The following is a 26,988-nucleotide window of genomic DNA, read 5'->3' on the forward strand; positions in this document are numbered from 1 at the left end:
CATCAAACCCCCGGCACTCGCATCACCAGCTAATCACATCACCATCCAGAAGCATCTTCACCCGGTCGCGTCGTCGGCCGGACCTGACGCCGCCCGGCACCCGAGGTATCGACGGGAAATAGAAGGCCCCGTTTTTCTCAGAAACGGCGGACCGCCCACGATTTCTGAGAAAACCCGGTCCTTCGCTTGCTCGGAGATACCTCGCGTGCCGGGCGGCGGCAGGTCCGGCCGACGATGCGGCTGGCTGATGATGTGTTTGGCTGATGATGTGTTTGGCTGATGATGCGATCGACGGCGATGTGATTGGACGACGATCGAAGCGGGGATCGCCGCGCGGTCCATGGCGAGCGTCACAATGAAGGAGCAACCAAACGGGAGCTCGACAGGGCTGAGAGGAAGCTACGGCTTCGACCGTGAACTTGATGCGGGTAATGCCGCCGAAAGGAAGCGGGTTGCGGACGGCTTATCGTCATGGACCGTCCGATCTCTTGAACTTCAAGGTTCCGTAGTCGCAACCAATAATCGAACATTGCACTACACCAAGGGTCAATGAAGGGGCGCACCACCTTACAGGGTACGGTTCCTTCGGCGACCCTTTTCCGTATTCCATCGGGCGCCCGTGCGGGCGTCCGGCACATGAGGGAGGGGACATCATGATCGTCAACGGCGAGAGCGAATCGCTCGCGGAGCCCATGACCGTGGCCGCGTTCGTCGCCGCGCGCGGGCTGAATCCGGGGCGCGTGGCCGTGGAGGTCAACGGGCGCATCGTGCCGCGCGACGCCCGCGAATCCGTGACGCTCGCCGATACCGACACCGTGGAGATTGTGTCGTTCGTGCAGGGCGGCTGAGCGCCGCGCGTCACATCGCGCTGCGACACGTGTCACGCGCCGCGCCACAGCCTCAGGCAGCCAGCATCATTCGTCAGTCAGCATCATCAGCACCGAAGGAGATCACGATGAGCACTGAATCCACCGCAACGTCATTCGCCGAAGCCGCCGAGCCCACGCTCGACGAACTGGTCGGCACCGCCGTCAACACCGCCATCCTGCCCGAGCCGGACGCATCCGCCTACGACGACATCGCCACCGGTGACGCCGATCCGCTCATCCTCGGCGGCCACACGTTCCACTCGCGCTTCATTCTGGGATCGGGCCGCTACGATCTCAACCTCATCAAGGCGACCATCGAGAACGCCGGCACCGAAATCGTCACCATGGCGCTGCGTCGCTGCCGCACCACCGAAAACAACCTGCTCGACTACATTCCCCAGGGCATCACCATGCTGCCCAACACGTCCGGCGCGCGCAACGCCGAGGAAGCCGTGCGCATCGCCCGGCTCGCGCGCGAAGTCTGCGGCACCGACTTCGTCAAGATCGAAATCGAACACGAGACGAAGTACCTGCTGCCGGACAACGCCGAGACGATCAAGGCCACCGAGATCCTCGCCAACGAAGGATTCGTGGCCATGCCGTACATGTTCCCCGATCCGATCGCCGCGCGCCAGCTCGAAGAGGCCGGCGCGGCCTGCGTGATGCCGCTCGGCTCGCTCATCGGCTCCAACAAGGGCCTGCGCATGCGCGACTTCATCGAAGTGATCATCGCCAACGCGCACGTGCCGGTGATCATCGACGCCGGCATCGGACGGCCCAGCCAAGCCGCCGAAGCCATGGAAATGGGCGCCGACGCGGTGATGGCGTACACGGCCATCGCATCCGCCGGCAACATTCCGCTCATGGCGCGCGCGTTCAAGCACGCCATCGAAGCCGGACGCCTCGCCTACCTGTCCGGTCTGGGCACGGTGACCGAAGGGCACGCCGTGCCGTCCAGCCCGCAGATCGTCGAAGATCAGGTGCACTGAGCGTGGCGGGGGAATCCAAGCCTGAGGAGGCTGCGTCTGCGGCGGCTGCATCGGCACCGACCATCGCGCTCGCCGGCAGGCGCGTGCCGCGCATCGGCACTGGCACCATGGCGCTGGCCATCGAAGGCAGGCCGACTCTTGGAGGCGCCGCCGTGCCCGACCGGGCTGTCGCCATCGCCGCGCTGCACGCCGCGCTCGACGCCGGCGTGCGCTACCTCGACACCGCATGGTCGTACTACCTGCCCACGCGGGCCCCGTTCGGTGCGCCTGAGGACTTCGGCTACGGCGAGCGGCTCACCGCCGAGGCGCTTGCCACCTGGGACGGGCCGCGCGACGAGGTGCTCGTGGCCACCAAGACCGGATTCCTGCGCACGCTCGACGTGAGCGGCACGGTGACACTGTCGGCGTACGGCGACGGGCCCGCGGCCGCGGAGACGCTGCGCCGCCCGGTGTATCAGGCCCCCGGCAGCCGCTACGGATGGGCTCCGGACGGCCGTCCCGCCACCATCGCCCGTGACGCCCGCGAGTCGGCGACGCGGCTCGGGCTCGGCGACGAGCCGATCGACCTGCTGTATTCGCACGGCCCTGATCCGGCCGTGCCGTACGAGGATCAGATGGGCGCGTTCCGTGCGCTCGTCGATCAGGGCATCGTGCGCTCTGTGGGCGTCTCTCGAGTGAACGTGGCCCAGATCGATGTGGCGCGCAGCATTCTGGGCGATGCGCTGGTGGCGGTGCAGAACCAGTTCTCGCCGTCGCATCCGGACACGGACGGTACGCTGGATCGGTGCCGCGAGCTGGGGCTGGCGTTCGTAGCGTTCAGCCCGCTCGGCGGATTCCTCGACCCCGTGGACGCCAAGGCCTATGACCGGTTCCGCGCGATCGGCGCGCAGCTCGGCTGCTCGTACCAGCGCGCGGTGCTGACGTGGGAGCTGGCGCAGTACGATCGGCTGATCGCCATCCCGAGCGCCCGCAACCCGTACGAGGCTCGCGATTCGTTCGCCGCTACGACGCTCATGCTGCCGGACACCGCCGTCCGCTGAAGGCCGGTACATTGTGCTGCGGCGGCCGGCCGGTGCATCCGGCTCGGCTCGTCGGATTCGCCATGGCGGCGAAACAGGTGGCGAAGAGGTGGCGAGAGGCAGCGAAGAGGCGGCAGGGGAGGATATCTGCGGAGTCAGGGGTACTTTTCGCGTTCCGCCGGCAGATATCTGCATAGTGAGGGTGCCTCGACGCGATACGAAGCGCTTCGGCGACACCGGAAACCGCGGAATTCCGCCAACGTCATCACGGGCGCGGGCGGGTACGGGCGGGTATTGCGCCCTGCACCCACCCTGACTCTGCAGATATCTGCCCGCAACCGGCGAAAAGTACCCCTGACTCCGCAGATACCCTCGCATATCGCGCCGTGCCGGTGCCGACGGCGTGACCGGCAGGAGCGGTCAGTGTAGGAACAGCGTGCCGGGGAAGCCGGCGGACGCGCGGGCGGTGCGGTCGGCGCCGAGCAGCGCGCAGTCATAGGGGAAAGCCGCACGCAGCGCCGCCGGATCCGCCACGAACAGCGCGGTGGCCAAGCCGTCCGCCACGGCGGTGGGGAAGCGGCGCACGGGATCCGCGGCGTCCGACGACTCCGCAGCGGCCGCATCCGCGTTCGGATGAGGATGCGACGCGTCGGTCCCGGCCGGCCCGCCCGCGGCTTCATTCGCCGGGAATGCAGCCTCATGTCGCACGAACGCCCATGAGGCCGCCACGTCGTCCACCGGCCGCCCGTCCAGCGCGTTGATGAGGTGATGCGCGCCAGCCCAATGCCGCCGGCTCGGCGACGAGGCGCACAGCGACCCGGCACCCACCTCGGCCACGCCCACCGCGCGCGCGGCGTCGGCCGGATCCTCCAGCCCGATGCGCAGTGGCGCGTCCCGCAGTCCCTCGACGCGCAGATCGCCGCCGGCGTCGATGACCAGCGGACCACGCAATCCCGCCGAGCGCATCATGCCGGCCAGCAGATCGACCAGATACCCCTTGCCGCACGCGCCGAAGTCCAGCAATACCGGCCTGCGCGCGGTCAGCGTGACGGCCGTCGCACGGTCCTCGCCGCCGCAGTCCCCGGCGCTCCTGAAGGACCACCGCACGTCCCGGTCCCACTGCGGCCGTGCGGCGGACTCGGCGTCCAGCTCGTCCCACGATCGCGGACCCGGAAACGTGCCGGCTCCGTCGATCGTCTCGGTCTCGCCGGCATTCTCGCCGGTATTCCCGCCGCGGAAGGTTCGCCCCAGCTCGACGCCGTAGCCGAGCCAGACCAGCGTCTCGCCCACGCAGGGGTCGATGGCCCCGCCCGTGGCCCGGACCAACCGGTCGGTCAACGCGAACAGGCCCGCGGTCCATCGCGGGAACGCGGCCGTGACGCCGGCGTCCGCTTCGGCCGCGCCGGTTGCATCGGCCGCGCCGTCTGCGCCTGCGCCGTCCGATCCTCGTCCGCCCGCCGCCAGCCGCGCGACCGTCGAATCGCCGCGGAATCGCGACAGCGTCCGTTCGTACTCGCGGACGAACGTCTCAAGCCGCCCGCGCAGTCCGTCGTCGATCCGCTCCGCAGACCGCACGATGATTCCGCAGCCCAGCGCGTGCGGGAACGCGGCGACGAACGGCAGCAGACGGGCGAGATCGGTCATGTGGCCCATTGTAGGGAGGCGGTCCGTGCGGTTAGACTCGTCCATAGGTCGATGTCGCGCACAAGGAGGTCGTGATGGTCGCTCGCACAGGGCAAACCGCCGGAGCCGGCGCCGGAGCCGGAACCGCAGCCACAGCAACAGCCGCCGCAGTCAAGGATCTGCCCGCCGCCAAGGTGTGGGCCTTCGCCGTGGGCCAGTTCGGCTGGGCGCTGCTGTCCGGCATCATCTCCAACTGGCTCGTGTACTTCTACCAGCCGGACGCCGAGACGATCGCGCAGGGCCAGACCGTCTTCGTGCCGCAGGGGCTCGTGATCCTGGGCATCGTGACCGTGGTGGGCGGCATCACCGCGTTCGCGCGCTTCTTCGACGCCTTCGTGGACCCGGCCGTGGCGAGCCTCTCCGACCGCAGCACGTCCCCGCGCGGCCGCCGCATCCCGTTCCTCAAGTTCGCGGCGCTGCCGCTCGCCGCCGTGACGGTGCTGGTGTTCTGGAGCCCGGTGAACGGCACGAGCTGGGTCAACGCCGCGTTCCTGTTCGTCACGGTGATCGGCTACTACATCGCGCTCACGTTCTACTGCACGCCGTACAACGCGCTGATCGCCGAACTGGGGCACGATTCGCGCCAGCAGCTCAACATCTCCACCGCCATCTCGTTCACGTGGGTGGTGGGCACGGCCGTGGCGTACGTGGCGCCGGTGGTCTGGGGCGCGTTCGTGCCGGCGCTCGGACGCGTGAACGCCATCCGTCTCACCTTCACGATCATGGCGGTGGCGGCGTTCGCGTGCATGCTCGTGCCGGTGCTGGCCATCGACGAGCGCGAGTACGTAGAGTCGAAGCCCACCAGCGAGTCCACGGCCGAGTCGCTCAGGCAGACGTTCCGCGACGGCGAATTCCGCAAGTTCGTGTGCTCCGACGTGGTCTACTGGGTGGCGGTGACCACGTTCCAGACGGGTCTGCCGTTCTTCGTGACGAGCCTGCTCAAGCTGCCGGAGGCCACCACCACCGTGTACTTCGTGCTCATGACCGGCATCTCGGTGCTGTTCTACGTGCCGGTGAACGTGCTGGCGGTGCGCGTGGGCAAGAAGCGGCTGCTGCTGTCGGCGTTCGTGATCTTCACGTGCGCGTTCGCGTACGCGGCGGCGCTGGGGTCCGGCGTGCTCGGCGCCGTGCCCGCGATGGCGCAGGGCGTGGTGCTGTCCGTGGCCGCCGCGGTGCCGATGGCCGCGTTCGGCATCCTGCCGCAGGCGATCGTGGCGAACATCGCCGACGCGAGCTCCAAGGTGACCGGACAGGACCGGCAGGGCATGTTCTATGCGGCGCGCACGTTCGCGATGAAGATGGGGCAGTCGGTGGCGATGCTGCTGTTCACCGGCGTCTCGACGATCGGCGCGGCGTCCGGCTCCGGCGCGGGCTACCGCGTGGCGGCCGTGTGCGCGGCGGTGCTGTGCGGCATCGGCGGCGTGGTGTTCGCGTTCTACGACGAGCGCAAGGTCACCGCCGTGCTGGAGCGCTGAGGCAAGGCCGCGTTTCCGATCGTTCCGCGGCGTGGTCTGCCTTCTTGGTCATCCTGAGCGGAGGCCGTAGGCCGGAGTCGAAGGATCTTTGGCTGTGCCGTGGTGTCAGGGATCCTTCGACTCCGCTGCGCTTCGCTCAGGATGACGGAAAAGGGACTGCTTCGCTCAGGATGACGGGAAGGGACTGCTTCGCTCGGGGCGACGGTGCGCGGGCGGGGGGGTGTTTTTCCGGTTATCCGAGTCGGTGTCTGGCTTCCTGGTCATCCTGCAACGGTGTTTGCTTTTCTGGTCATCCTGAGTGGAGGCCGTAGGCCGGAGTCGAAGGATCTTTGGTTGTGCCGTGGTGTCAAGGATCCTTCGACTCCGCTGCGCTTCGCTCAGGATGACGGAAAAGGGACTGCTTCGCTTGGGCTGACAGAAGAAGGAACTGCTCCGCTCGGGAGGACGGAGAGTCCTGCCCGGAAGGCGCGGGCATTATACGCCGGAAAAAAATAAAAACAAGACTGTTCTTCCCTCCCCTTTTCTTTTATGTTTGGTCGGTGGCAGCGCTGGATCATCCGCCGCTCGCCATGGACGAGGAGAGGAAGCGCTGGTATGTCGTCGTGTGTCATCAAGCCGATCGTTCGGTCCGGGCGTCGTCCGAGCCTGCCGAAAGGCGTGGCGTCCGTGCTGGCCGCTCTGGCCGCCGTGCTCACGATGGTCGCGTCGATGGCCCTCCCGCTGGCCTCCGCGCAGGCCGACGACGCCTCCGAATTCGCCACGTGGTCGGACATCGCGACGAAGATCAACCAGCAGCTCGAACAGGGCGTCAAGGACTACGCCGCCGGCGACCAGGCCACCGCCCGCTCCGACTTCAACTCCGCGTACAGCGCCACCTATGTGTCCACCTACTTCGTGACCGTGGTGCGCGACACCATCGGCGCCGACAAGCAGCAGAGCCAGGCGAACCAGTTCCAGACGCTCATGCAGCTCGCCTTCCAGCAGGGCAAGCAGGCCGACGTCGAATCCGGCGTCAAGGCGCTCTCCGAGGACATCACCGCGTCCGCCGCCACGCTGGACGCCAAGGCGGACCTCGCCAAGCCCGCCGACTACGCCAAGGCGTACGAGGCCAAGCGCGCGCAGGAGCGCGAGCAGCTCGACGCCGCCAAGGTGCACAAGAACGCCGGCAAGGGCGACCGCACGTGGACCGACGTGGCCAACGAGATGATCCCGATCCTCGACCAGGCGCTCGCCGACTCCAAGACCGACGGCAAGAAGGGCTCCGACGGCGTCAACAACGCCTACTACCAGTACTACGAGAAGCTTGGCTTCGAGAAGAACGTGATGAACGCGATCGGCGGCGACCGCGTCTCCAAGGTGGAGTCCACGTTCAAGGAGGCGCGCAAGGCGATGGTGGCCGGCGAGGACGCCACGCAGTACGTCACCGAGCTCAAGGCCATGCTTGCCGAGGACGCCACCAAGCTGGACGGCGGCGCCGGCGCCAACGTGAACGGCTTCACGAAGTTCATCACCAGCTCGGTCGGCCAGTCGTTCATCATCCTGATCCGCGAGGGTCTCGAGGCGCTGCTCGTGGTGGCCGCGATCATCGCGTACCTCGTGAAGTCCGGCAACCGCAGGCTCGTCAAGTGGATCTATCTGGGCGTGCTGGCCGGCCTGGCCGGCGCCGGCGTGGTGGCCGTGATCTTCGTGCTCGCGTTCGGCGGCTCCGGCCCGCTGCAGGAGAACATGGAGGGCGTGTGCGCGCTCGTGGCCATGCTCATGCTGCTGTGGACCAGCAACTGGATGCTCAACAAGCGTTCGGTGGCCTCGTGGAACGCGTACATCCGCAGGAAGACCGAGGCTGCCGTGGGCAAGGCCGGCGACGCGCTGTCCGCGGGTGAGCAGGTGACGTTCGGCATGGCCGTCTCGCTGGCGATGCTGAGCTTCCTCGCGGTGTTCCGCGAGGGCGCCGAGACCGTGATCTTCTATCAGTCGATCTACACGATGAGCCAGGATTCGCGCGGCATGTGGATCGGCGGCATCGCGGCGGCCGTGGTGCTGGTGGTCATCTTCCTGATCATCCGCTTCACGTCCGTGAAGATCCCGATCGGCCCGTTCTTCCTGGTCACGTCGATCCTCATGGCGGTGCTCGTGGTCGTCTTCGCCGGCGGCGGCGTGCACGCGCTGATCGAGGGCGATCTGGTGCCCGGCGTCTATCTGGCGGGCATGCCCACGAACGACTGGCTCGGCTTCTACCCGTATGTGGAGACGATCGTGGCACAGGCCGTCGCCGCCGTGGCGGTGATCGCGCTGTTCGTGGTCGGGTTCGTGCGCGACCGTCGTCGCCGCGCCGAACTGGCCTCCTCCGGCACCGAGGCCGCGACCGCAGCCGCAGCCGCGGCCAAGTGACCCGTCGGCCGGCGACGGCCGGCCCCATGCAGGATTTGTTTCTGTAGACAACCAACAGAAAGCAGAGAAAGAAAATGAAGAACAAGAAGATGAGCAGCCTGCTGGCCCTGATCGCGGCCGGCGCCATGGCCTTCTCGCTGTCCGCCTGCGGCAATTCCAACACCGCGTCCAACGGCAACAGCTCCTCCGACGCCGCCCCGGCCGCCTCCGCCTCCACCACGACCGCCGAGGCCGCGGACGGCGGCACCGGCTTCGAGGAGATCCCGATCGGCACCGATCAGGAGATCTTCCCGCTGAACATCGCCGCCGTGTACTTCCAGCCCGTGGACATGGAGCCCGCCGGCGTGGGCCTGTCCGCCGCCGAGGCCAACCTGCACCTCGAGGCCGACATCCACGCCCTCAAGGACAACAAGCTCGGCTACGGCGAGGGCGACTTCATCCCGAAGCTGACCGTCAAGTACAAGATCCAGGACAAGTCCGACGCCTCCAACGTCCAGGAGGGCACGTTCATGGAGATGAACGCGGACGACGGCCCGCATTACGGCGCCAACCTGAAGCTGGACAAGGACGGCGAGTACGCGCTGACCTTCACCATCTACAGCCCGGAGACCAACGGCTGGACCCTGCACGTGGACAAGGAGACCGGCGTCGAGGGCCGCTTCTGGACCGAGCCGATCACCGCCACCTTCGACTGGGACTACACCGTTCACCAGTGGTGACGCCCGCGGTGACCGTCGCGTCACCGACGATGCTGCCGAGGTCCGGCATGGCCGGGCGGTAGCATGACGACCATGGGAGAGGCCGGATCGCCGCGCCTCTCCCTTTCATGCGTTTGGGGACGTGCGTGCGCGCGCGGCCGGGGATGCGGGGGCGGCGACGTGCCGGCCCCGACGAAGGAGGACCGATGCTGGGCCAATACGTGCAGGCGCTGCCGGGCATGCTTGCCCCGTGCCTGCTGGTGATGTCGATGAGCGTGCTGCTCACCGTGGGCGAGGGGCGCGACAAGCCCGTCAGCGTGCGCTGGCGGCTGTACGGGCTGCTGGTCGGACTGGCCGGCGCCTGCGTGTTCGCGGGACTCAGGGGCACGGCCGTCATCACGCGCCGATCCAACGTGAACCTGCCGGCGCTCATCGGCTGCGTGGCGTTCGACGTGGCGATGATCGCCGTGGTGCTCCTCGCGCGGCGCGCCACACGCGACTGGCACGCGCGTCCGGCGCGGCTGCACGTCGCCAACGCCCTGTCCGCGCTGGGCATCGCGTTCACCGTGTTCTACGCCACCCCGGACGTGATCCTGCAGCTGACGAACTTCGTGGAGACCGGCGACTCGCCGTTCACGTCGGCCATGCTGCTGCGCGCGCTCGGCTTCGCGCTGGGCATCGGCACCGCGGTGGTGGTGGCCGCGATCTTCCGCACGCTGCGCACCACGGCGGTGCGCTGGGCGTTCACGCTGTCCGCGCTGCTCGTGGTGGCGATCGGGCTGGTGCGCCATCTGGCGGACCTGTTCTCGCTCATGATGTCCATGCGCATCCTGGTGCTGCACGGCACCGCGTTCCGCATGATGATCCGCGTGCACAACGCCGACCGCTGGCTGGCGATCGCGCAGATGCTGGTCTTCCTCATCCCCGTGGTCGCCTCGCTGGTGGCGGGCTTCCGCACGAAGACCAAGGGGGCCCCCGAGCTCAACGACGCCACGCTGCGCCTGCGCAAGGCGTTCCGCCGTCGCGCCGTGGCCGCCTCGGTGTGGAGCCTGGTGGCGATGATCGGCGTGACCACGATGCTCACGTGGGGCGTGGCCGAGGTGAACAAGAAGCCGGTGCTCTCCCCGCCCGAGCCGTATTCGCTGGTGGACGGCACCGCCACCATCACGTTCGCGCAGGTGGAGGACGGGCATCTGCACCGCTTCGAGTACACGGCCGCGGACGGCACGGTGATGCGCTTCATCATCATCAAGAAGAACGGCGGCGCGTACGGCATCGGCCTGGACGCGTGCGAGACGTGCGGCGACGCCGGCTACTACGAGAAGGACGGCAAGATCATCTGCAAGCGCTGCGACGTGGCCATCAACCTGGCGACGATCGGCTTCAAGGGCGGCTGCAACCCGGTGCCGTTCAATTACAAGGTCGCCAACGGGCAGATCACCATCCAGACCGCGGATCTGGACGCGCTGTCCGCGCACTTCAAGAAGTAAGGAGGCGGTCCGATGTTCTTTCTGCGTATGATCGCCCGGTCGTTCACCCGGCAGCTCAAGCGCCGCCTGATGATCGCCCTGACGGTGTGCCTGTCCGCCACGGTGAGCGTGGCGATGCTGGGCATCGTGTTCGACGTGGGCGACAAGCTCAACGCCGAGCTGTCCACCTACGGCTCCAACATCACCGTGCAGCCCAAGGCCGACGCGGTGATCTCCGAGCTCTACGCCACCGATTCGACGCTCGGCTCCGGCTCGCAGAACGCCGCCGATCCGACCGCGTTCCTCAGGGAGTCGGACGCGGCCAAGATCAAGACGATCTTCTGGGCGTTCAACATCACCAACTTCGCGCCGCAGCTCAACGTGCACGCGCAGGCCAGCGCCGGCACGTCCCCCTCCGCCGACGCCGTCACCGTGCCGCTGGTGGGCACGTGGTTCCACAAGACGCTGCATCTGGACACCGGCGAATCCACCGTGGCGGGCGTGCAGGGCATGCGCTCGTGGTGGAAGGTCGAGGGCGCGTGGGCCGGCGACGACGCCGACGAGGCCATGGTGGGCCGCACGCTCGCCACGAGGCTCGGGCTCAGGGTGGGCGATTCGCTCACCCTCGCCAAGACCGCCGCGTCCGGCGCCGCGAACACGCGCACGCTGAAGGTGACGGGCATCTACGATTCCGGCGACGACGAGAACGGCTCGGTCTACCTGCCGTCCTCCGTGGCGCAGGATCTGGCCGGTCTGCCCGACTCGGTGGACAAGATCGAGGTCAAGGCCCTGACCACCCCGGAGAACGATCTGGCGCGCAAGGCCGCCAAGAACCCGGCCGCGCTGAGCCAGGAGGAGTGGGAGACGTGGTACTGCACCGCGTACCCCAGCTCCATCGCCTACCAGATCGAGGAGGTCATCCCCGGCGCGGTGGCCAAGCAGGTGCGGCAGGTGGCCGCGCTGCAGGGCGACGTGCTGCGCAAGACGCAGGCCGTGATGATCCTCATGACCGCGCTGAGCCTCATCGCCGCCGCCATCGCCGTGGCGAACCTCATGGCCGCGTCCATCGGTGAGCGGTCGGCCGAGCTGGCGCTGCTCAAGGCCATCGGCGCCACGGACGGCGCGGTGAGCCGCCTCATGCTGGCGGAGACCGCCGCGATCTCGCTCGTGGGCGCGCTCGTGGGCGCGGGCCTCGGCTCCGCGGTGGCGCAGCTCGTGGGACACGTGGTGTTCGGCTCCGGCATCACCATGCGCCCGATGGTGTTCGTGCTGGTGTTCGTGCTGCTGGCGCTGACGATCCTGATGGCCTCGTTCTCGTCCATTCGCTCGATTCTGAGCCTCAAGCCAGCGGAGGTGCTTCATGGCCGGTGATTCGCTGAGCCGTGCGCGCGACGCGCGCGGCATGACCAACCGCAGGATGTTCGTCGCGATGCTGTTCGGCGCGGTGTTCCGCCGCCGGGGGCGCGCGATCATGGCCGTGGTGGCCTCGATGGTGGGCGCCGCCACGCTGTTCTGCCTCGCCGCGGTGTGCCTGGTGGTGCCGCAGCAGATGAACGACGAGATGCGCGCGTACGGCGCGAACCTCATCGTCACGCCGCTCGACTCCTCGGCCGGCTCGCAGGGGCTGACCGACGACGAGGTCGCCGCGGTCAGCGCGGACGTGGACCGCTCCGGGCAGGCCAAGTCCGCCGCCTACCGCTACGAGAACGTGCGCATCAACTCGGCGCCGTACGTGATCGGCGGCATCGATCCGGCGCAGGTGGCCGAGCTCAACCAGCATTGGGTGGTGGACGGCGACTGGCCGTCCGTCGGCAACGTGATGATCGGCCGCGACGTGGCCGACGCGATGGGACTGGAGATCGGCTCCACCATCACCATCGCCTACCGTGCCTCGGACAACGGCGCCGCCTCGTCCGACGCCTCGGCTTCGGCTTCCGCATCGTCGTCCGCGTCCTCGTCGTCGACCGCCGCGCCCACCGCCAACCCCACGCAGGCCGCGGCGTCCGCCGCCAACGGCCAGCAGGTGCGCGACGGGCGCGTCTCCACGGACATCATGGAGGGCGGCGGCACCGAGTTCCGCGTGGCCGGCTTGGTGGACACCGGCGGCAGCGAGGACGAGATCGTCTACGCGCTCGCCTCGGACGTCGCCGCGCTCGCGGGCAACCGCGGCTGGGACGTGGTGGAGTACTCGTCGCCGGCCGAGGGCGACGGCCTGACCGCGCTCACCGACGAGCTCAACCGCGCCGGCAAGGTCAAGGCGCAGCAGGTCACCAAGATCACCGCCTCGAACCAGCGCATCGTCGCCATGCTGCAGACCCTGTTCTGGATCGTCTCGCTCGTGGTGCTGCTGCTCACGCTCGTGGGCGTGTCCACCACCATCAGCTCCATCGTCTCGCAGCGGCGCAACGAGATCGGCCTGAGGAAGGCGCTCGGCGCCTCGTCGCGCGGCATCGGCGCGGAGTTCTACGCGGAGTCCGCCATCTACGGTCTCGTGGGCGGGCTCATCGGCACCGCCATCGGCTACGGGTTCGCCGCCGCGCTCACCGTCACCGTCTTCAGCCGCTCGCTCGGCTTCAACTGGTGGCTGGGCCTCGGCTCGGTCGCCCTGTCCGTGCTCGTCGCCGTCGTCGCATCCGTGCCGCCGGTGCACCGCGCCACCCGCATCGACCCGGCCGTCGTGCTGCGCGAGGAATAAGGAATAGGAGTCTTCCATGACCATGCTGCTTGAACTCGACCACATCTCCAAGATCTACGGCGACCTGAAGGCCGTGGACGACCTGTCCCTGACGGTGCCCGCCGGTGAATGGCTGGCGATCGTCGGCTCGTCCGGCTCCGGCAAGACCACGCTGATGAACATGATCGGATGCATGGACTCGCCGTCCAAGGGCTCGGTGAAGCTCGAGGGCCGCCGCCTCGAGGACCTCAACGCCACGCAGCTGGCGGACGTGCGCAAGAACATGATCGGCCTCGTGTTCCAGAAGTTCTACCTCGTGCCGCATCTGACGGCCGTGGAGAACGTGATGGTGGCGCAGTACTACCACTCCGTGGTGGACGAGAAGGAGGCGCTGGAGGCGCTCGACCGCGTGGGGCTGAAGGACCGCGCGCACCACCTGCCCGGCCAGCTCTCCGGCGGCGAGCAGCAGCGCGTGTGCATCGCCCGCGCGCTGATCAACTGTCCGAAGATCATCCTCGCCGACGAGCCCACCGGCAACCTCGACGAGAAGAACGAGAAGATCGTGCTCGACCTGTTCCGCCAGCTGCATGAGCAGGGCACCACGATCATCGTCGTCACGCACGACGCGCTCGTGGCCAGCTGCGCCCAGCGCGAGATCATGCTCAACCACGGCGTGCTCGTGGGGGAGAAGTGGAACGACGACGCCGCGCGCGCCGCGTACGAGGCCGACGGCGGACGTCCCGCGTCCACCGGGTCCGACGCCGAGGACGCGCAGCGCGGCGAGACCGCCATCGGCTTCGCGGACCCGACCAAGGCCGCCAAAACCGGCGGTGAGGACTGACCGGCGGCGAAGACCGGGCGACTCGGAACCGGGCGACTCGGAACCGGGCAGCTCGGGAACCGCGATCCGCATCCGCGGCGATAATGAATGCTATGCAAAGGACGACCATGACGAACGAGACGAACGACGAACGGAAGACCCCGGCGGCGAGGGGAACCGCGATGAAGGCCGTGGCGCTCACCGCTGCCGGACTGGCGCTGCTCTCCGCCTGCGGCGAGCCCAAGGCCATCCCGATGAACGACGAGTACGCCGGCGACTCGGGCGAATCCAGCGCCGACGCGGGCACGGACACGTCCAACGCCACGAACCCCACCGCGCAGTCCACGCACAGCCAGCCCACGTCCGACAAGCAGGACACCGGCAACTATGCGGACGGCGACTACAAGGTGCAGGGCGTGTACGGCCCGATCGGCGAGGACACCATCGACGTGACCATCACCGTCAAGGACGGCAACGTGGAGCACGTGGACGTCGTGGGTCATCCGTTCACCACCATCTCCAAGGGCCACCAGACCGACTTCGCCAACGCGATCAACGGCGTGGTGGACGGCAAGCCGCTCAAGGACCTCAAGATCGACACGGTCGCCGGCGCCAGCTGGACGTCCGACGCTTTCAATGAGGCGCTCAAGGTGGCGCGCGAGGAGGCTTCGATCCAGTAGCCGGATGATGGCGAGCCGGCAGTTGCTCTGGCCGCGATCTGACGGCGTCTCGGCGGGTCGGCGTCGGTTCCCGGACTGGATCCGCTCATTCTGCGAGGTACCTTGACCAGATTGAGCAGGATGCGTCCCGTGGGGTGTGTTTCGGCCTTGCCCGGGACTGGATCTGCTCATTCCGTGTGGGGATGGGACTGGATCCGCTCATTTTGCGTGGTGCCATGGGCAGATTGAATAGGATGCGTCCCGTGGGATGTATTTCGGCCTTGCCCGGGACTGGATCTGCTCATTCCGTGTGGGGATGGGACTGGATCCGCTCATTCTGCGAGGTACCTTGACCAGATTGAGCAGGATGCGTCCCGTGGGGCGTGTTTCGGCCTTGCCCGGGACTGGATCTGCTCATTCCGTGTGGGGATGGGACTGGATCCGCTCATTTTGCGTGGTGCCATGGGCAGATTGAGCAGGATGCGTCCCGTGGGGCGTGTTTCGGCCTTGCCCGGGACTGGATCTGCTCATTCCGTGTGGACTTGGGACTGGATCCGCTCATTTTGCGTGGTGCCGTGGGCGGATTGAGCGGATCGCGTTCGCGCGGCGAATGCACGGCGGCGTACGGCGGAAGCGCGGCGCGTCGAGGCTTCGCGCGAAACTGATGCCCATGAGAAGGGGCCGCAATGGGCCCGAATCCCCCACAGATCCGCGAAGAAGAAGTAAAGTCATGCCGCGTTCAGTGTCCTCGTCGTCCCCATCCCCGTCGTCCTCGCGCAGGAGCTCCCCGAAAACGGGCGCGCCGAACGCCCGCGTCCGTCATGCGGCGCACGGCATCCACGCGGGCTCGGGATCCTCGTCGCGCAGCACGCGCGGCGGCGCTCGCAAGGGACGCGGGAACGCGCGCGGCAACGGCGGATTCGGCCGCGTGCGGATGCTCAAGGGCGAGACGTACACGCGCCGCCGCATCCTCGTGGCGTGCCTGGGCGTGCTGCTGCTGGTGGAGCTGTTCCAGCTGTTCTGGCCGTCCGACAAGTTCTTCCCCATGGCCACGCTCGACGGCCACGCGGTGGGCGGACAGTCCGCCGCGCAGGTGGCCGAGACGCTGAACGCCGAATCGCTCGCGCGCAACGTGACGCTCACGGACCAGTCCACCGGGCGGCGCATCACCCTCGCGGCCAAGGACGCCGGCATCACCGTCGACTACGCCGGGCGAGCGCAGGCCGCGGCACACCATTCGTTCGCCTCGCGCATCATCCCGTTCTCCTGGCTGTTCGTGCACAACACCACCGCGGACACCCTGCCCGACGCCTTCGGCACCTCCGCCGACCCGGTGAAGTCCGACGTGCGCAACGCGGGGCTCGAGGTCAGGGACGGCGCGCTCGCCACGGTCGCCGCGCAGGACGGCTACTCGTTCAATCCCGCGGACGTGCGCACGGCCGCCGGCAAGGCCTTCGCCGCCACGACCGACGGCGATCTGGCCGCGGCCACGCTGAACCTCAACATCGTGGAACCCACGGTGGCCACCGCCACGGCCGACCAGCTGCGCGCCACGCTCACCACCGCGCTGGGCGGCGGCGTCACGTTCACGTACGGCAGCGGCGCGGACGCCGGCACGTACCAGCTGTCCGCGGTCGACGTGGCCGGCACCATCGCGGTGGCGCAGGACGCGCAGGACCAGTCGAAGCTCGTCGCTTCCGTGGACTCCTCCAGACTCAGCAGCCTGTTCAAGGACAAGGGCGTGGCGATCGACGTGGCCAAGCGCGCCGTGGCCGCCGGCGCCGTGCCCGAGACGTTCGCCACCGACGCTCGCGCCTCGCGCGCCGTGGACGTGGCCAAGACCGCCGACGCGCTGGCGGACATGCTCAACGGCGGCGCGAGCCGACCGGTCGAGATCACGTCGCGCACCATCACCAACGCCGCGCTGTACGAGAACCTGCCCGCCGAGGGCACCATCCAGGACAAGCTCAAGACGCTGTTCGGCAACGCCACGTACTCGGTGGCCGTGTACGACCTGAAGACCGGCGAGGAGAAGCTCACCGTGGACGCCGACCGCGTCACCACGTCCGCCAGCACGTACAAGCTGTTCATCGCGCATTCGATGATCGAAGCCGTGGAATCAGGCAAGCTCACGTGGAACAGCCCGCTCAACGGCATGACGCTCAACGCGTGCCTGACGACGATGATCGTCAACTCGGACAACGCCTGCCCGGAGGCGTGGCTGCGCCAGTACGGCTTCGACACCGTCACGAAGCAGGCGCACGAGATCGGCGCGAACAACACGAACTTCGCGCGCGGCAACATGCGCACCACGGCCAACGACCTGGCCACCATCCTCAAGGGCTACTACAGCAACACCATCGCCACCAAGGCGTCCACGGACCGTCTGTTCCCGCTCATGCAGACGCAGGTGTACCGCGAGGGCATCCCCACGGGCATCGGCTCGGACGGCGTGGTGCAGGACAAGGTCGGCTTCCTCAACGCGCTGCTGCACGACGCGGCGATCGTGCGCTGCGACAAGGGCGACTACGCGATGGTGATCATGACCGAGCATTCCAGCTGGTCGAAGATCGCACAGGCGAGCCTGCTCATCTACGACGAGCTGTGATCGGGCTTCCCATCCTCATGGGCGGCGTGCTTCTCCGTCATCCTGAGCGGAGGCCGTAGGCCGGAGTCGAAGGATCTGTGTCTTGCCTTGTCGGGTTTTTCCGTGAGGTCAAGGGTCCTTCGACTCGCTTCGCTCGCTCAGGATGACCGGGGGAAGGCGGACCGGGCGGCGGGCGGCCCGCTCAGGCGGCGATCGCGGGCCAGATCAGCGCCGCCATGCGCGTCGGCCACGCGTCGTCCACGCCGCCGTCCAGCGCCTCGCACGCCACCATCGACCCGATCGCCGTATCGAACAGGAAACGCGCGTCCACGCCCTCGCGGAACGCGCCGGCGCGCACGCCCTCGCGCATGAACGCCTCGCAGCGCTCCTGCTCCGGGCGGATCGCCTCGTCCACCACGTGCCGGAAGAACTCGTCGTCGGAGGCGAGCACCATCCCCACGGCCTTGACGCCGATGCCGGTGCGGAAGCGTTCCACGATCGCGCGCAGCAGCGCTTCCAGATTCTCGCGCGTGGGGTCCGAGGCTTCGAAGGAGAGCGCCGCGGCGTCGGGCAGGCCCAGCGCGCGCAGTCCGCGCAGCAGGTCGCCGGCGTTGCTGTAGCGGCGGTAGATGGTCGTCTTGGCCACGCCGGACCGGCGCGCCACCTCCTCGATCGTCACCGCGGCGATGCCCCGCTGCAGGGCGATCTCCATCGTGGCGCGCAGGATCTTGCGGTCCGTCGCCTCGCGCGTGCGCATGCCGCGCGAGGGGGAGTGGGCCGCGGGCTGCGCCGTGCGGGCCGTCGTCATCGTGTCCGTCACGTCCGTCGCCTCCCTACAGCAGCTTGGTCGACTCGACCTTGGCCACGTACCACGTGTTGAACCGGATCAGCGGCTTGCGCAGCACCAGTCCGAGCAGCAGCAGCGGCGGGATGAACAGCAGCATCGCGCCGAGCGAACGCCACAGGTCGCCTTCGAAGATGCCGGCCACGGAGGCGCGGAACGCGCTGATCGCGTGCGTGGCGGGCAGGAACGGGCTCACGTAGCGGAACAGGGCGGGCAGCACCTGCAGCGGGTAGGCGCCGTTCGCGCCGGAGACCTGCACGATGAGCACGATCACGCCGATCGCCTTGCCCACGTTGCCGAACGATGCGAGCATCGTGTACACGAAGAACGTGAACACCAGCGACGCCACCCACCCGGAGAGCATGTACGCCCACGGATGCACCGACTGCACGTGCATGAACAGCAGGCTGCCGCCGTTGAGGAACGTGCTCTGCATGAGGCCTATCAGTCCGAAGATGCCGTAGTGCCCCAGGTACATCTGTCCCGCCGTGGGGTTGCCCAGTTCGCGCCGGACGCGGCGGGAGACCGTGGGCTTGAGCGTGACGCAGATGAGCAGCGCGCCCACCCACAGCGAGATCACCGAGTAGAACGGCGCCATGGACGAGCCGAAGTTGGCCACGGGGAACACGGCGTTGCGCTGCAGCGCCACGGGGGTGGCGAGCGTGGCGGCGAGCTCCTCGGGGCTGGAGGCGCTGGCGAGCAGATCCTTGACCTGCGCCATGTCGCCGCCGGCCAGCGCGCCGCCGAGCTTGTCCGAGAAGTCGTGCAGCGCGCCGGATGCCTCGGAGAGCTTGGTCTTCACGTCCGTGAGCGTGGTGCGGATGTCCGTGAGCGTGGCGGAGGCCGATCCGGCCGCGTCCGTCAGGTCGCCGATGGCCTGGTCGAGGTTGCCGGACGTGCCCTGCAGCGCGGTCGCGGCGTCGTTCACCGTGGAGGCGAGCTGGTCGAGCCGCGGCTTGAGCGAGTCCTCGTAGCTCGACTTCAGGTCGGCGACGCTCTGCGAGGCCTGCGTGGCCAGATCCCTGACGTCCTGCCTGCCCTGTTCGGCGGTGGCCTTGCCTTCGGCCACGGCGTCGGCGGCGGCGTTCAGACCGTCGCGCAGGGCCTCCAGGCGTCCGATGGTCAGGTCGATCTTGGCCAGCAGCGGCTGCGCGAGCGGTTGCACGTCCGCGGGGAGCCTGCCGATCGCCGTGTTCAGCGCGTCGCGCAGCGCGCGGTATTCGCCCACCTGCGCGTCCACGTTGCCTGCCTGGTTGCGGATCGCCGCGGCCGTGTCGTCGGCCTGCTTGCCGGCGCTGGCGTACAGCTGGTCGATGCTCGTGCCCACCGCGGCGAAGCTCGACGAGCTGGCGTTCAGCGCGTCCGTGAGCGTGCCGGCGGCGGCCGTGAGCGCGGACGTGATGTCCGACGCGGACGACTTGGCCGTGTCCACGCCGTCCGTCACGCTCGTGGCGGCGTCCGACGCCTGTCCGAGCAGCGTCACGGAGCTGTCCATCAGCGTGCCGGCGGCGGTGAGTAGGCCGTCGTAGGCGTCGATCGTGGCGCCGAGCGAGTCGAGGTCGTCGGCCAGCGAGGCGACGTTGTCGTTGAACGTGGTGAGCCGCTGCTGCGCTTCGGGCTGGCTCATCTGGTTGACGAGCCCCTCCGCCAGGCTCAGCGCCACGTTGCCGATGGTCTGCGCGAACACCTGGTTGACCTGCGCGGACACCTGGTCGGCGCCCTGCCCGGTCACCTTGGGGGCGAGCGCGTTCTTCTTGTCGTTGAAGTAGTAGGAGATCGTGGCGTGTTCGGCGTTGTCGGTGAAGAACGTCATCATGTTGCGGCTGAAGTCCTTCGGGATCACCACGGCCGCGTAGTATTCGCCGGACTTGGTGCCTTCGATGGCCTGGTCGGCGGTGGTGAAGGTCCAGTCGAGCTGGCTGTTGGCGCGCAGCGTGCTCAGCACGGTGTCGCCCACGGTGATCTTCACGGGCATGAGGTCGCTGGAGTAGCCCTCGTCCTCGCTGGCCACGGCGAACTTGAGGTTGCCGGTGTAGGAGAACGGATCCCAGCTGGCCGCCACGTTGAACCACGTGAACACGGCCGGGATGGCGGTCAGGCCGATGACCACGATGACCGAGACGATGTTGGAGAACATGCGGCGCACGTCGCCCACGAACAGGTTGATGATCTTGCTCATGCCGCATGCCTTCCTCGGTTGGCGGGATCGGCGCCCGCTGCCGTGTTTGCCGTTGTAGGTGCCGCGTCCGTCGTCGCCACCGTCGTCGCGTGATCCGACGCCGGCGCGTGATCACGCGCCTCGTCGAACACGGAACGCGTCGCGTCGTCGCCGGGGCGCGCCCGCCAGCCGCGTCCGAAGCGCGACCGGCCGCGGGACCGCGCCTTCCTGGCCGCGTGCCGCTCGTACTGATGCTCGTAGATGAGGTTGCGGATCGCCTCGTCGCTCAGGTTGCCCAGCTGCATCTGACGCTCCAGACGGTCGCGCGTCGTCTCGATCACCAGCAGGAATCCGATGATGAGCAGCAGCCAGATGATCCAGCTGGCCAGCGCCGCCAGCTTGAGGTTCGTGTTGATGCCGAACACCACGCAGAACACCGCGGGCACCAGGATGCCGGCCACCAGCGCGCCCCGCTTGAGCTTGGGGTAGAGCGCCGCGAACCGCGCCACGCGCAGCTCGATCGAACGCCGGTACTCCTCGTGGTCGGAGAGCACCAGGATGGCCTGCGAGAGCTTGGGACCGCGGCTCGGCGTGTGGAACTCCTCGCCGTTGATCATGTCGCTTTCGGCGATCTGGCGCGCGAACATGCTGTTGAGGTTCGCCAGATACGGCCGCACCGCGATGCCCAGCACGAACGAGAGCGCCACGAACACCATCAGGCACGCCGCGTTGCGCAGCCACAGCCCGTCGTAGAAGCCGCCCACGGTCTCGCGCATCGCGTCGATCGAATACGTGAACGGGAACAGCGGGTAGACGCGGCGGAAGAACGCCGGCATCATCTCGATGGGGTACAGGCCGGACGCGCCCGGGATCTGCACGATCACCAGCAGCACGCACAGGCCCTTGCCCACGTGCTGGAACGAGGTGGCCAGCGCGTAGATGATGCTCAGATACGTGAGCGAGGAGAGGATCGCGGTGAGCACGAACATCGGCGCGTTCACCGTCTGCACGCCGAGGACCAGATCGCCCACGGTCACCAGGATCGCCTGCGCCACGGCCAGCGGCGCGAGCAGCAGCCAGCGGCCCATGTAGCGCTGCGTGGCCGTCAGACGCAGGTCCTCGAGCCCCTCGTCGTCCACCTCGAGCTTGACGATCACCACCAGCGCGAACGCGCCCACCCACATCGCCAGATCGGTGAACAGCGGCGCCATGCCGCTGCCGTACGAGTTGAGCGGGAACAGCGTCTGCGTGCTGAGCACCGTGGGCGACATCATGAAGTCCGCGATCCTGGCCACGTCCAGCGAACCGTCCTTGCCGAACAGCTGCTCGAGCATCGCCGAGGCGGACAGCGCGCTCACGTCGGTGGACACGGTCTCCAGCCGCGTCTGCAGCGTGGCGAGGTTCGCGTCGGTCTTCCGCAGCGCGTCGCCGGTGGTGGCGAGCGTGGAGTCGAGCTGGTCGAGCACGGCGTTGGTCTGCGCGATGAGGCTGCGCTGCGCGGCGATCGTGGACGACAGCGATGTGCCGGCGCCGGCCAGCTGCACGATGCCGTTGTTGAGCTGCGGCAGCGTGGTGCCGTTGATCGCGTCGGCCGCGCCGCCCATCGTGGCGAGCGTGTTCTGCGTGGCGGCGTTCAGCGCGTCCGCCGCGTTGCCCACGGCCGTGGTGGTGGCCGTGGCGTCGTCGTTGAGCGTGCCGAGGTCGTTCAGGGTGCCCGCGGTGCGCTCGTTCTGCGCCTTGAGGCGGGCGATCACGTCCGCGAGCTCCGGGCGGTTCAGCGCCTCGAGGGAGGCGATCGCCTCGGCGTTGGCCTGGTTGACGGCCTGCCCCACCTCGATCGCGAACCCGATGTGGTGCCTCGCCTCCACCATGCCCCCGGTCACCGCGGAGATGCCCAGATTCGCGCCACTCGACGCCTGCGAGAGCAGCAGCGCGCCCTGGTCCAGCGTGCCGGACATCGCCGCCGTGAACGTGCCCGCGTCGCGCTGCGCGTTGAGGATCAGGTCGGATCCCTGCCCGAGCGCGCTCGCCGCGTCGCCGGCCACGCGGTCGGCCGTGGCGATGGCGTCGCGCGCCGACTGGATCTTGGCGGGCGTCTGGTCGAGCTCGGTGAGCAGCGTGGCGATCTTGCCGCGCATGTCGTCCACCTTGGCGCGCGCCTCGTCCGTGTCCTGCGCGATCTCCTGCTTGCTCTGGTCCGCGGCGCCGCCCGCCGACTGGATCGCGGTGTTCGCCATCGAGGAGATCACCTGGCTCACGGTGGAGACGAACGTGGAGTTGATGGTCTGGTCCAGCGTGCTGGCGCCCACGTCGGTGATCTTCGGGGCCACGGCGCTGGCCTTCTCGTTGACGTAGTAGTCGATCTGCGGGCGCGTGCCGCCGCCGGTCACCAGTCCGCTCATCGACGAGCTGAAGTCCTTGGGGATCACGATCGCCGCGTACGCCTGCGCGGACTCCACGGCGTGCATCGCCTCGGCCTCGCTCATGAACTGCCAGCCGAGCTGCGTGTTCTGCCGCAGCTGGTCCTCCACCTGGTCGCCCAGATGCATCTCGCCCATGACCGCGTTCGTGGCGCCCTCGTCCTCGTTGGCCACCGCCACGGTGATCGCGCGCGTGTTGTTGTACGGGTTCCAGAAGCCGTAGATGTTCACCCACGCGTACAGCGCCGGGATGCCCACCAGACCGAAGACGATCACCCACGCGGTGGGCACCCGCAGCACGCGCCGCACGTCCCGCCTGACGATCCGCCATACGTTGCGCATGTCACCTCTTCTTCCCGTCGTCCGTCGTTGCTGCTGCCTGCCTTGGCCCTGATTTGGTCCTGTCCGGCCTTGTCTTGTCGGCATTGTCCTGCTTGACCTTGGTTCAGTCCTTGCGGTCTCGGTCGTCGCCTTGGTCGTCTCCCCGGTCTTCGCCTTGGCGCGACTCCGGCGGACCGACGGCGCCGATCGGGCGCTACGTCGCACGTAGCGCTACGCCACGTGTAGCGTAGCATGGGCGCGATCGCCGCATAACCGACAGTCGCGTCGCCGGTGTCCGTTTCCCGTCGCCTCGCGTCGCCGTCCTCGTTCGCCATTCCCGTGTCGTCGTTCCCGCGTCGCCGTTCCCGCGTCGCAATGTTGCGACGAAGGACCATGATGCGTGGCTTGGCATGGTCTCTCGATGGTCCTTTCTCACAACGTTGCGATGATCGGCCATCGGAGGGGCGCGGCGCGGGTGCCAAAGTGGCCGGTTCTTGCAATGTTGCGATGATTGGTCATCGGGGGAGCGTGGTGAGGGTGCCAAAGTGGCCGGTTCTTGCAATGTTGCGACGGAGGGCCATGATGCGTGGCCTGACGTGGTCTCTCGATGGTCCTTTCTCACAATGTTGCGATGATCGGCCATCGGGGGAGCGTGGTGAGGGTGCCAAAGTGGCTGGTTCTCGCAATGTTGCGACAATCGGCCATCGGGGGGCGTGGTGAGGGTGCCAAAGTGGCCGGTTCTTGCAACGTTGCGATGATTGGCCATCGGAGGGGCGCGGTGAGGGTGCCAAAGTGGCTGATTCTCGCAACGTTGCGACGATCGGCCATCGGGGGAGGGCAATCCGATTGCCAAAGTGGTCCTTTCTCACAATGTTGCGACGATCGACCATCGGAGGGACGCGGCGCGGATGCCAGAACGGCCGATCCCCGCAACGCTGCGAAGATCGGCCGTCGGCAATTCGCGGATCGTCGGACCCTACAGCCCGTACACCTCGTGCGCGAACTTCTCGAGCACCGGGATGGAGCGCTTCACCTTCTCGGTGTCGATGCAGTACGCCATGCGGAAGTATCCGGGCACGCCGAAGCTGTCGGACGGCACGAGGATCAGGTCATGCTCCTTGGCCTTGAGGCAGAACGCCACGGCGTCGTCCTCCAGCGCCTTCGGGAAGATGTAGAACGTGCCGCCGGGACGCACCACGTCGAAGCCGATCGACGTGAGCGCGTCGTACAGCAGGTTCATGTTCGTCTCGTAGACGCCCAGATCGGCAGTCTGGCCCAGCACCTTCGACACGCCCAGCTGGATGGAGCTCGGCGGGCAGTTGTGGCCGGTGCCGCGCGAGATCTGGCCCATCATCGGCACCAGCAGGTCGGCGTCGGTGGCTTCGGGGTTCACCGCCACGTAGCCGATGCGCTCGCCCGGCAGGCTCAGCGACTTCGACCACGAGTAGCAGCTCAGCGTGTTCGCGTAGAACTTCGACGGGTACGGCTGCTCGGCGCCGTCGAACACGATCTCGCGGTACGGCTCGTCGCTGATGAGGAAGATGTCGTGCCCGTACTCCGCCTGCCTGGCGGTCAGGATGCCGGCGAGGCGCGTGAGCGTTTCGGCGGAGTAGACCGCGCCGGACGGGTTGTTGGGCGTGTTGATGAGCACGGCCTGCACGTTCGGGTTGAGCGCCTGCTCGAACGCCTCGAAGTTGATCTGGAAGTTCGCGGTGTCGGCGGGGATCACCGTGAGCTTCGCGCCCGTGCCGCTGACGTACGGCTGGTATTCGGGGAAGTACGGCGCGAACGTGATGATCTCGTCGCCGGGCTTGGTGACCGCGCGCATGGCGTGGGCGAGGGCTCCGGCGGCGCCCGTGGTGGGGAAGATGTGGTTGCCGGCGTAGTTCATGCCGAAGCGCTCGTTGAGGTGCGCGGCGATGGCGTCCTTGACCTGCGGGATGCCCAGCGACGGGGAGTAGCCGTGGATGGCCACCGGATCGCCGTGCTCGTACAGGTCCACCATGGCATCGGCGAACGCCTTGGGGGCGGGCACCGACGGATTGCCGAGGCTGTAGTCGAACACGTTGTCGTAGCCGATCTGCGCGCCGCGGGCCGTGGCGTACTCGCTCAGTTCGCGGATGACGGACTTGCCGCCCAGCATCGCCTTGTATTCCTCGTTGATCATGGCTGCTCCTCAGATCTGTGCCGTGTACGTGCCGTCGCCGCCGTCGTGGCGTTGCGACGTCCGTCTTTTACTACTACCACCAGCCGTGGGCGGCGCGCGGCGGCGACGCGGCATGCGGGCCTCACGGGTCGGATTCCTATGGAACGTTCAGGGAAGTCGGACGTTGCTTTACGGTTGGTGCGGTTATATGAAGTCACGGCCGCAAAGGCCCGCATAATTGAATCCCTTCTTCTCCTTTTCCTTCTCCTCAAAGCCCGGTTCTCCGCCGGGCTTTTCCTTTGCCTTTGTGGGCCGCGACGCTGCGCCGCATCACGTCTCGCGATCTTGCGCGTCGCGCCGATCCGGCGGTATCATGAAGTCAACTTCACATGAAGCAAGCTTCATGTTTCCGTCGGTCGAAAGGCGGGTGATGCGGGTCGATGAGGACCAGGATTCGCGAATATCGCAGGGCGGCGGGGCTCACCCAGCAGGAGCTGGCGGACGCGGTGTACGTGTCGTCGCGCACCATCATCTCCATCGAGAAAGGGCAGTACAGCCCCTCGCTCATGCTCGCCTACCGCATGGCGCGGGTGTTCGGCACCACCGTCGAGGACCTGTGCCTGCTCGAGGAGAACAGACGCATCGACGACGAGGAGAACGGCTATGCGTAACCACAACGTCAACAATGATGGCGGCGACTTCGCCGGCCGCGGCAATGGCGCCGCGCACGGCAGCGCGCACGGCAACGCGAGGCCGCTGCGCGATATCGCCAACCCCCACGGCCTGCGCGCGCCCGTCTCGCCGCGCGGCCGGGTGCGCGGCATCCCGTGCGTGACCGGATTCGCGCTGCTCATGGCGGCCGTGCTGATCGGCTGCATCCTCGCGGACCGTCCCTCGGTCTTCCCGTGGGGCGTCGGGCCGACGGTCGCGGCCTGTGCCGTGCTGGCCGTGGCCGGCGTCGCGCTGATCGCCGCCGCGTTCGTCCGGCCGCATCCGCCGACCGACGACGAGCGCCGTGCGATCGCCCGCGCCGCGAGGCGTCCCGCGGAGTCCGTGGCGAAGGAGACGCGCAGGGGACGTCTGCGGTTCCTTGCGGCCGCTGCGCTGATGCTCGTGTGGGGCGTGGCGTGGATCGTGACGGGCGGCGTCCGGTTCGGCTGGGGCGCGCCTGCGTTCCGCGACTGGGCGGCCACCGGCCTGTGGGCCGTCGCAGCGGGCGTGATCCTGATCGTGGCCGGACTGCTGCTGGGCCGCGGCGGGTACGGCGTGCCCGTGCCGCGCGGCGACGAGCGCGACCGGCTGGTCAGGCTCAGGGCCGAGGCGGCGACCGGTCGCATCATGGCCCTCGCGTGCATCCTGCTGGAGGTCGCGCTCATGACGGCCTCGCTGGCCTTCGACTCCGCGCCGCTCATGTACGTGGGGCTCGGACTCCTGATCGCGTTCGTCCTCCATTCCGTGGTCTCCGCGATCGCCGCGGCGTACTACGAGCGCCGGATGTGACGGTTCGCGGCGGCCGTGTTGTCCGCATGTTGTCTCGGAGCGTCGAACCGGCGCGCAGGCGCGCTCATTGCACACGATGGCACACAACATGAGATCCGACGGGTATGGGAAAAGACCTCGGAGCGGCGTCAATCATGGGCGCGGCCTATGCGCGATGATGCCATGCGTTGCTATCAAATGTGCGGAATAAATGCGGAATGACGTCCTATTTATCTCGTTTCCGCGAAAAGGAAAAGGGCTTCGGAACCAAGCAATTGCAACGGTTCTGA

Annotated in this window: 19 protein-coding genes; 14 read left to right on the forward strand and 5 right to left on the reverse strand. The window is 67.9% G+C overall.

Going from position 1 to position 26,988, the window contains the following annotated elements:
- Window positions 1-653 precede the first annotated feature (653 nt).
- The 3 genes from thiS (at window position 654) to G1C96_RS05625 (ending at window position 2,898) form a co-directional block, all read left to right on the forward strand.
- Complete coding sequence (thiS, locus tag G1C96_RS05615) at window positions 654-848, forward strand: sulfur carrier protein ThiS (RefSeq protein ID WP_169275678.1); 195 nt, start codon at window positions 654-656, stop codon at window positions 846-848.
- A gap of 107 nt (window positions 849-955) precedes the next feature.
- Window positions 956-1,858, forward strand: a complete 903-nt coding sequence (locus G1C96_RS05620) for a thiazole synthase (RefSeq protein ID WP_169275679.1) — start codon at window positions 956-958, stop codon at window positions 1,856-1,858.
- A 2-nt stretch (window positions 1,859-1,860) separates the two neighbouring features.
- Window positions 1,861-2,898, forward strand: a complete 1,038-nt coding sequence (locus tag G1C96_RS05625) for an aldo/keto reductase (protein ID WP_417852174.1) — start codon at window positions 1,861-1,863, stop codon at window positions 2,896-2,898.
- Window positions 2,899-3,297: 399 nt separating this feature from the next.
- Here the strand turns inward: G1C96_RS05625 and G1C96_RS05630 are convergent, their stop codons facing one another.
- Window positions 3,298-4,521: an FAD:protein FMN transferase gene (locus G1C96_RS05630; RefSeq protein WP_169275680.1), complete on the reverse strand. Its 1,224-nt coding sequence runs from the start codon at window positions 4,519-4,521 to the stop codon at window positions 3,298-3,300.
- A gap of 173 nt (window positions 4,522-4,694) precedes the next feature.
- Here G1C96_RS05630 and G1C96_RS05635 point away from each other — a divergent pair, with 173 nt between their 5' ends.
- The 9 genes from G1C96_RS05635 (at window position 4,695) to G1C96_RS05675 (ending at window position 17,351) form a co-directional block, all read left to right on the forward strand.
- Window positions 4,695-6,035 (forward strand): MFS transporter, encoded by a 1,341-nt coding sequence (locus G1C96_RS05635; protein ID WP_335341931.1) that lies wholly within the window; start codon window positions 4,695-4,697, stop codon window positions 6,033-6,035.
- A gap of 696 nt (window positions 6,036-6,731) precedes the next feature.
- Entirely contained in the window at window positions 6,732-8,423 is a 1,692-nt protein-coding gene (locus G1C96_RS05640; RefSeq protein ID WP_240945130.1) for an FTR1 family iron permease, read from the forward strand.
- A gap of 74 nt (window positions 8,424-8,497) precedes the next feature.
- Window positions 8,498-9,142, forward strand: coding sequence for an iron transporter (locus G1C96_RS05645; protein ID WP_169275683.1), 645 nt, complete (start codon window positions 8,498-8,500; stop codon window positions 9,140-9,142).
- A 185-nt stretch (window positions 9,143-9,327) separates the two neighbouring features.
- The gene (locus G1C96_RS05650) at window positions 9,328-10,611 is read left to right on the forward strand and encodes a Fe-S-containing protein (protein ID WP_169275684.1); all 1,284 of its coding nucleotides are present in this window, start codon (window positions 9,328-9,330) and stop codon (window positions 10,609-10,611) included.
- A gap of 12 nt (window positions 10,612-10,623) precedes the next feature.
- The gene (locus G1C96_RS05655) at window positions 10,624-11,961 is read left to right on the forward strand and encodes an ABC transporter permease (protein ID WP_169275685.1); all 1,338 of its coding nucleotides are present in this window, start codon (window positions 10,624-10,626) and stop codon (window positions 11,959-11,961) included.
- 31 nt (window positions 11,962-11,992) lie between these two features.
- The gene (locus G1C96_RS05660; protein ID WP_169275738.1) at window positions 11,993-13,285 is read left to right on the forward strand and encodes an ABC transporter permease; all 1,293 of its coding nucleotides are present in this window, start codon (window positions 11,993-11,995) and stop codon (window positions 13,283-13,285) included.
- A gap of 22 nt (window positions 13,286-13,307) precedes the next feature.
- Window positions 13,308-14,105, forward strand: coding sequence for an ABC transporter ATP-binding protein (locus tag G1C96_RS05665; RefSeq protein ID WP_169275739.1), 798 nt, complete (start codon window positions 13,308-13,310; stop codon window positions 14,103-14,105).
- A gap of 161 nt (window positions 14,106-14,266) precedes the next feature.
- Window positions 14,267-14,764 (forward strand): FMN-binding protein, encoded by a 498-nt coding sequence (locus G1C96_RS05670; RefSeq protein WP_417852175.1) that lies wholly within the window; start codon window positions 14,267-14,269, stop codon window positions 14,762-14,764.
- Between the two features lie 709 nt (window positions 14,765-15,473).
- Window positions 15,474-17,351: a serine hydrolase gene (locus G1C96_RS05675; RefSeq protein WP_240945127.1), complete on the forward strand. Its 1,878-nt coding sequence runs from the start codon at window positions 15,474-15,476 to the stop codon at window positions 17,349-17,351.
- Between the two features lie 181 nt (window positions 17,352-17,532).
- Here the strand turns inward: G1C96_RS05675 and G1C96_RS05680 are convergent, their stop codons facing one another.
- The 4 genes from G1C96_RS05680 to G1C96_RS05695 all read right to left on the reverse strand — a co-directional run bounded on the left by G1C96_RS05680 (window position 17,533) and on the right by G1C96_RS05695 (window position 25,240).
- Window positions 17,533-18,138, reverse strand: a complete 606-nt coding sequence (locus G1C96_RS05680; RefSeq protein ID WP_169275741.1) for a TetR/AcrR family transcriptional regulator — start codon at window positions 18,136-18,138, stop codon at window positions 17,533-17,535.
- 25 nt (window positions 18,139-18,163) lie between these two features.
- Entirely contained in the window at window positions 18,164-20,353 is a 2,190-nt protein-coding gene (locus tag G1C96_RS05685) for a YhgE/Pip domain-containing protein (protein ID WP_169275687.1), read from the reverse strand.
- Window positions 20,350-23,094, reverse strand: coding sequence for a YhgE/Pip domain-containing protein (locus G1C96_RS05690; protein ID WP_169275688.1), 2,745 nt, complete (start codon window positions 23,092-23,094; stop codon window positions 20,350-20,352). The genes G1C96_RS05685 and G1C96_RS05690 overlap by 4 nt, the downstream gene beginning before the upstream one ends.
- 955 nt (window positions 23,095-24,049) lie before the next feature.
- Window positions 24,050-25,240, reverse strand: a complete 1,191-nt coding sequence (locus G1C96_RS05695; RefSeq protein WP_169275689.1) for a pyridoxal phosphate-dependent aminotransferase — start codon at window positions 25,238-25,240, stop codon at window positions 24,050-24,052.
- Between the two features lie 419 nt (window positions 25,241-25,659).
- Here G1C96_RS05695 and G1C96_RS05700 point away from each other — a divergent pair, with 419 nt between their 5' ends.
- Together G1C96_RS05700 and G1C96_RS05705 are read left to right on the forward strand one after the other, a co-directional pair.
- The gene (locus tag G1C96_RS05700; protein WP_169275690.1) at window positions 25,660-25,890 is read left to right on the forward strand and encodes a helix-turn-helix transcriptional regulator; all 231 of its coding nucleotides are present in this window, start codon (window positions 25,660-25,662) and stop codon (window positions 25,888-25,890) included.
- Entirely contained in the window at window positions 25,883-26,719 is an 837-nt protein-coding gene (locus G1C96_RS05705; RefSeq protein WP_169275691.1) for a hypothetical protein, read from the forward strand. Before G1C96_RS05700 ends, G1C96_RS05705 begins: the two co-directional genes overlap by 8 nt.
- The last annotated feature ends 269 nt before the right edge of the window (window positions 26,720-26,988 follow it).

It is taken from the genome of Bifidobacterium moraviense, from assembly GCF_012932365.1.
GTDB lineage: Bacteria > Actinomycetota > Actinomycetes > Actinomycetales > Bifidobacteriaceae > Bifidobacterium > Bifidobacterium moraviense.

What these genes read in the sequence shown, in the direction of transcription:
- G1C96_RS05680 (WP_169275741.1), bottom strand. Translation starts at nt 18,138, where the DNA reads ATGACGACGGCCCGCACGGCGCAGCCCGCGGCCCACTCCCCCTCGCGC.
- G1C96_RS05700 (WP_169275690.1), top strand. Translation starts at nt 25,660, where the DNA reads ATGAGGACCAGGATTCGCGAATATCGCAGGGCGGCGGGGCTCACCCAG.
- G1C96_RS05660 (WP_169275738.1), top strand. Translation starts at nt 11,993, where the DNA reads ATGACCAACCGCAGGATGTTCGTCGCGATGCTGTTCGGCGCGGTGTTC.
- G1C96_RS05695 (WP_169275689.1), bottom strand. Translation starts at nt 25,240, where the DNA reads ATGATCAACGAGGAATACAAGGCGATGCTGGGCGGCAAGTCCGTCATC.
- G1C96_RS05665 (WP_169275739.1), top strand. Translation starts at nt 13,308, where the DNA reads ATGCTGCTTGAACTCGACCACATCTCCAAGATCTACGGCGACCTGAAG.
- G1C96_RS05620 (WP_169275679.1), top strand. Translation starts at nt 956, where the DNA reads ATGAGCACTGAATCCACCGCAACGTCATTCGCCGAAGCCGCCGAGCCC.
- G1C96_RS05670 (WP_417852175.1), top strand. Translation starts at nt 14,267, where the DNA reads ATGAAGGCCGTGGCGCTCACCGCTGCCGGACTGGCGCTGCTCTCCGCC.
- G1C96_RS05685 (WP_169275687.1), bottom strand. Translation starts at nt 20,353, where the DNA reads ATGAGCAAGATCATCAACCTGTTCGTGGGCGACGTGCGCCGCATGTTC.
- G1C96_RS05705 (WP_169275691.1), top strand. Translation starts at nt 25,883, where the DNA reads ATGCGTAACCACAACGTCAACAATGATGGCGGCGACTTCGCCGGCCGC.
- G1C96_RS05690 (WP_169275688.1), bottom strand. Translation starts at nt 23,094, where the DNA reads ATGCGCAACGTATGGCGGATCGTCAGGCGGGACGTGCGGCGCGTGCTG.
- thiS (WP_169275678.1), top strand. Translation starts at nt 654, where the DNA reads ATGATCGTCAACGGCGAGAGCGAATCGCTCGCGGAGCCCATGACCGTG.
- G1C96_RS05645 (WP_169275683.1), top strand. Translation starts at nt 8,498, where the DNA reads ATGAAGAACAAGAAGATGAGCAGCCTGCTGGCCCTGATCGCGGCCGGC.
- G1C96_RS05675 (WP_240945127.1), top strand. Translation starts at nt 15,474, where the DNA reads ATGCCGCGTTCAGTGTCCTCGTCGTCCCCATCCCCGTCGTCCTCGCGC.
- G1C96_RS05655 (WP_169275685.1), top strand. Translation starts at nt 10,624, where the DNA reads ATGTTCTTTCTGCGTATGATCGCCCGGTCGTTCACCCGGCAGCTCAAG.
- G1C96_RS05640 (WP_240945130.1), top strand. Translation starts at nt 6,732, where the DNA reads ATGGTCGCGTCGATGGCCCTCCCGCTGGCCTCCGCGCAGGCCGACGAC.
- G1C96_RS05630 (WP_169275680.1), bottom strand. Translation starts at nt 4,521, where the DNA reads ATGACCGATCTCGCCCGTCTGCTGCCGTTCGTCGCCGCGTTCCCGCAC.
- G1C96_RS05650 (WP_169275684.1), top strand. Translation starts at nt 9,328, where the DNA reads ATGCTGGGCCAATACGTGCAGGCGCTGCCGGGCATGCTTGCCCCGTGC.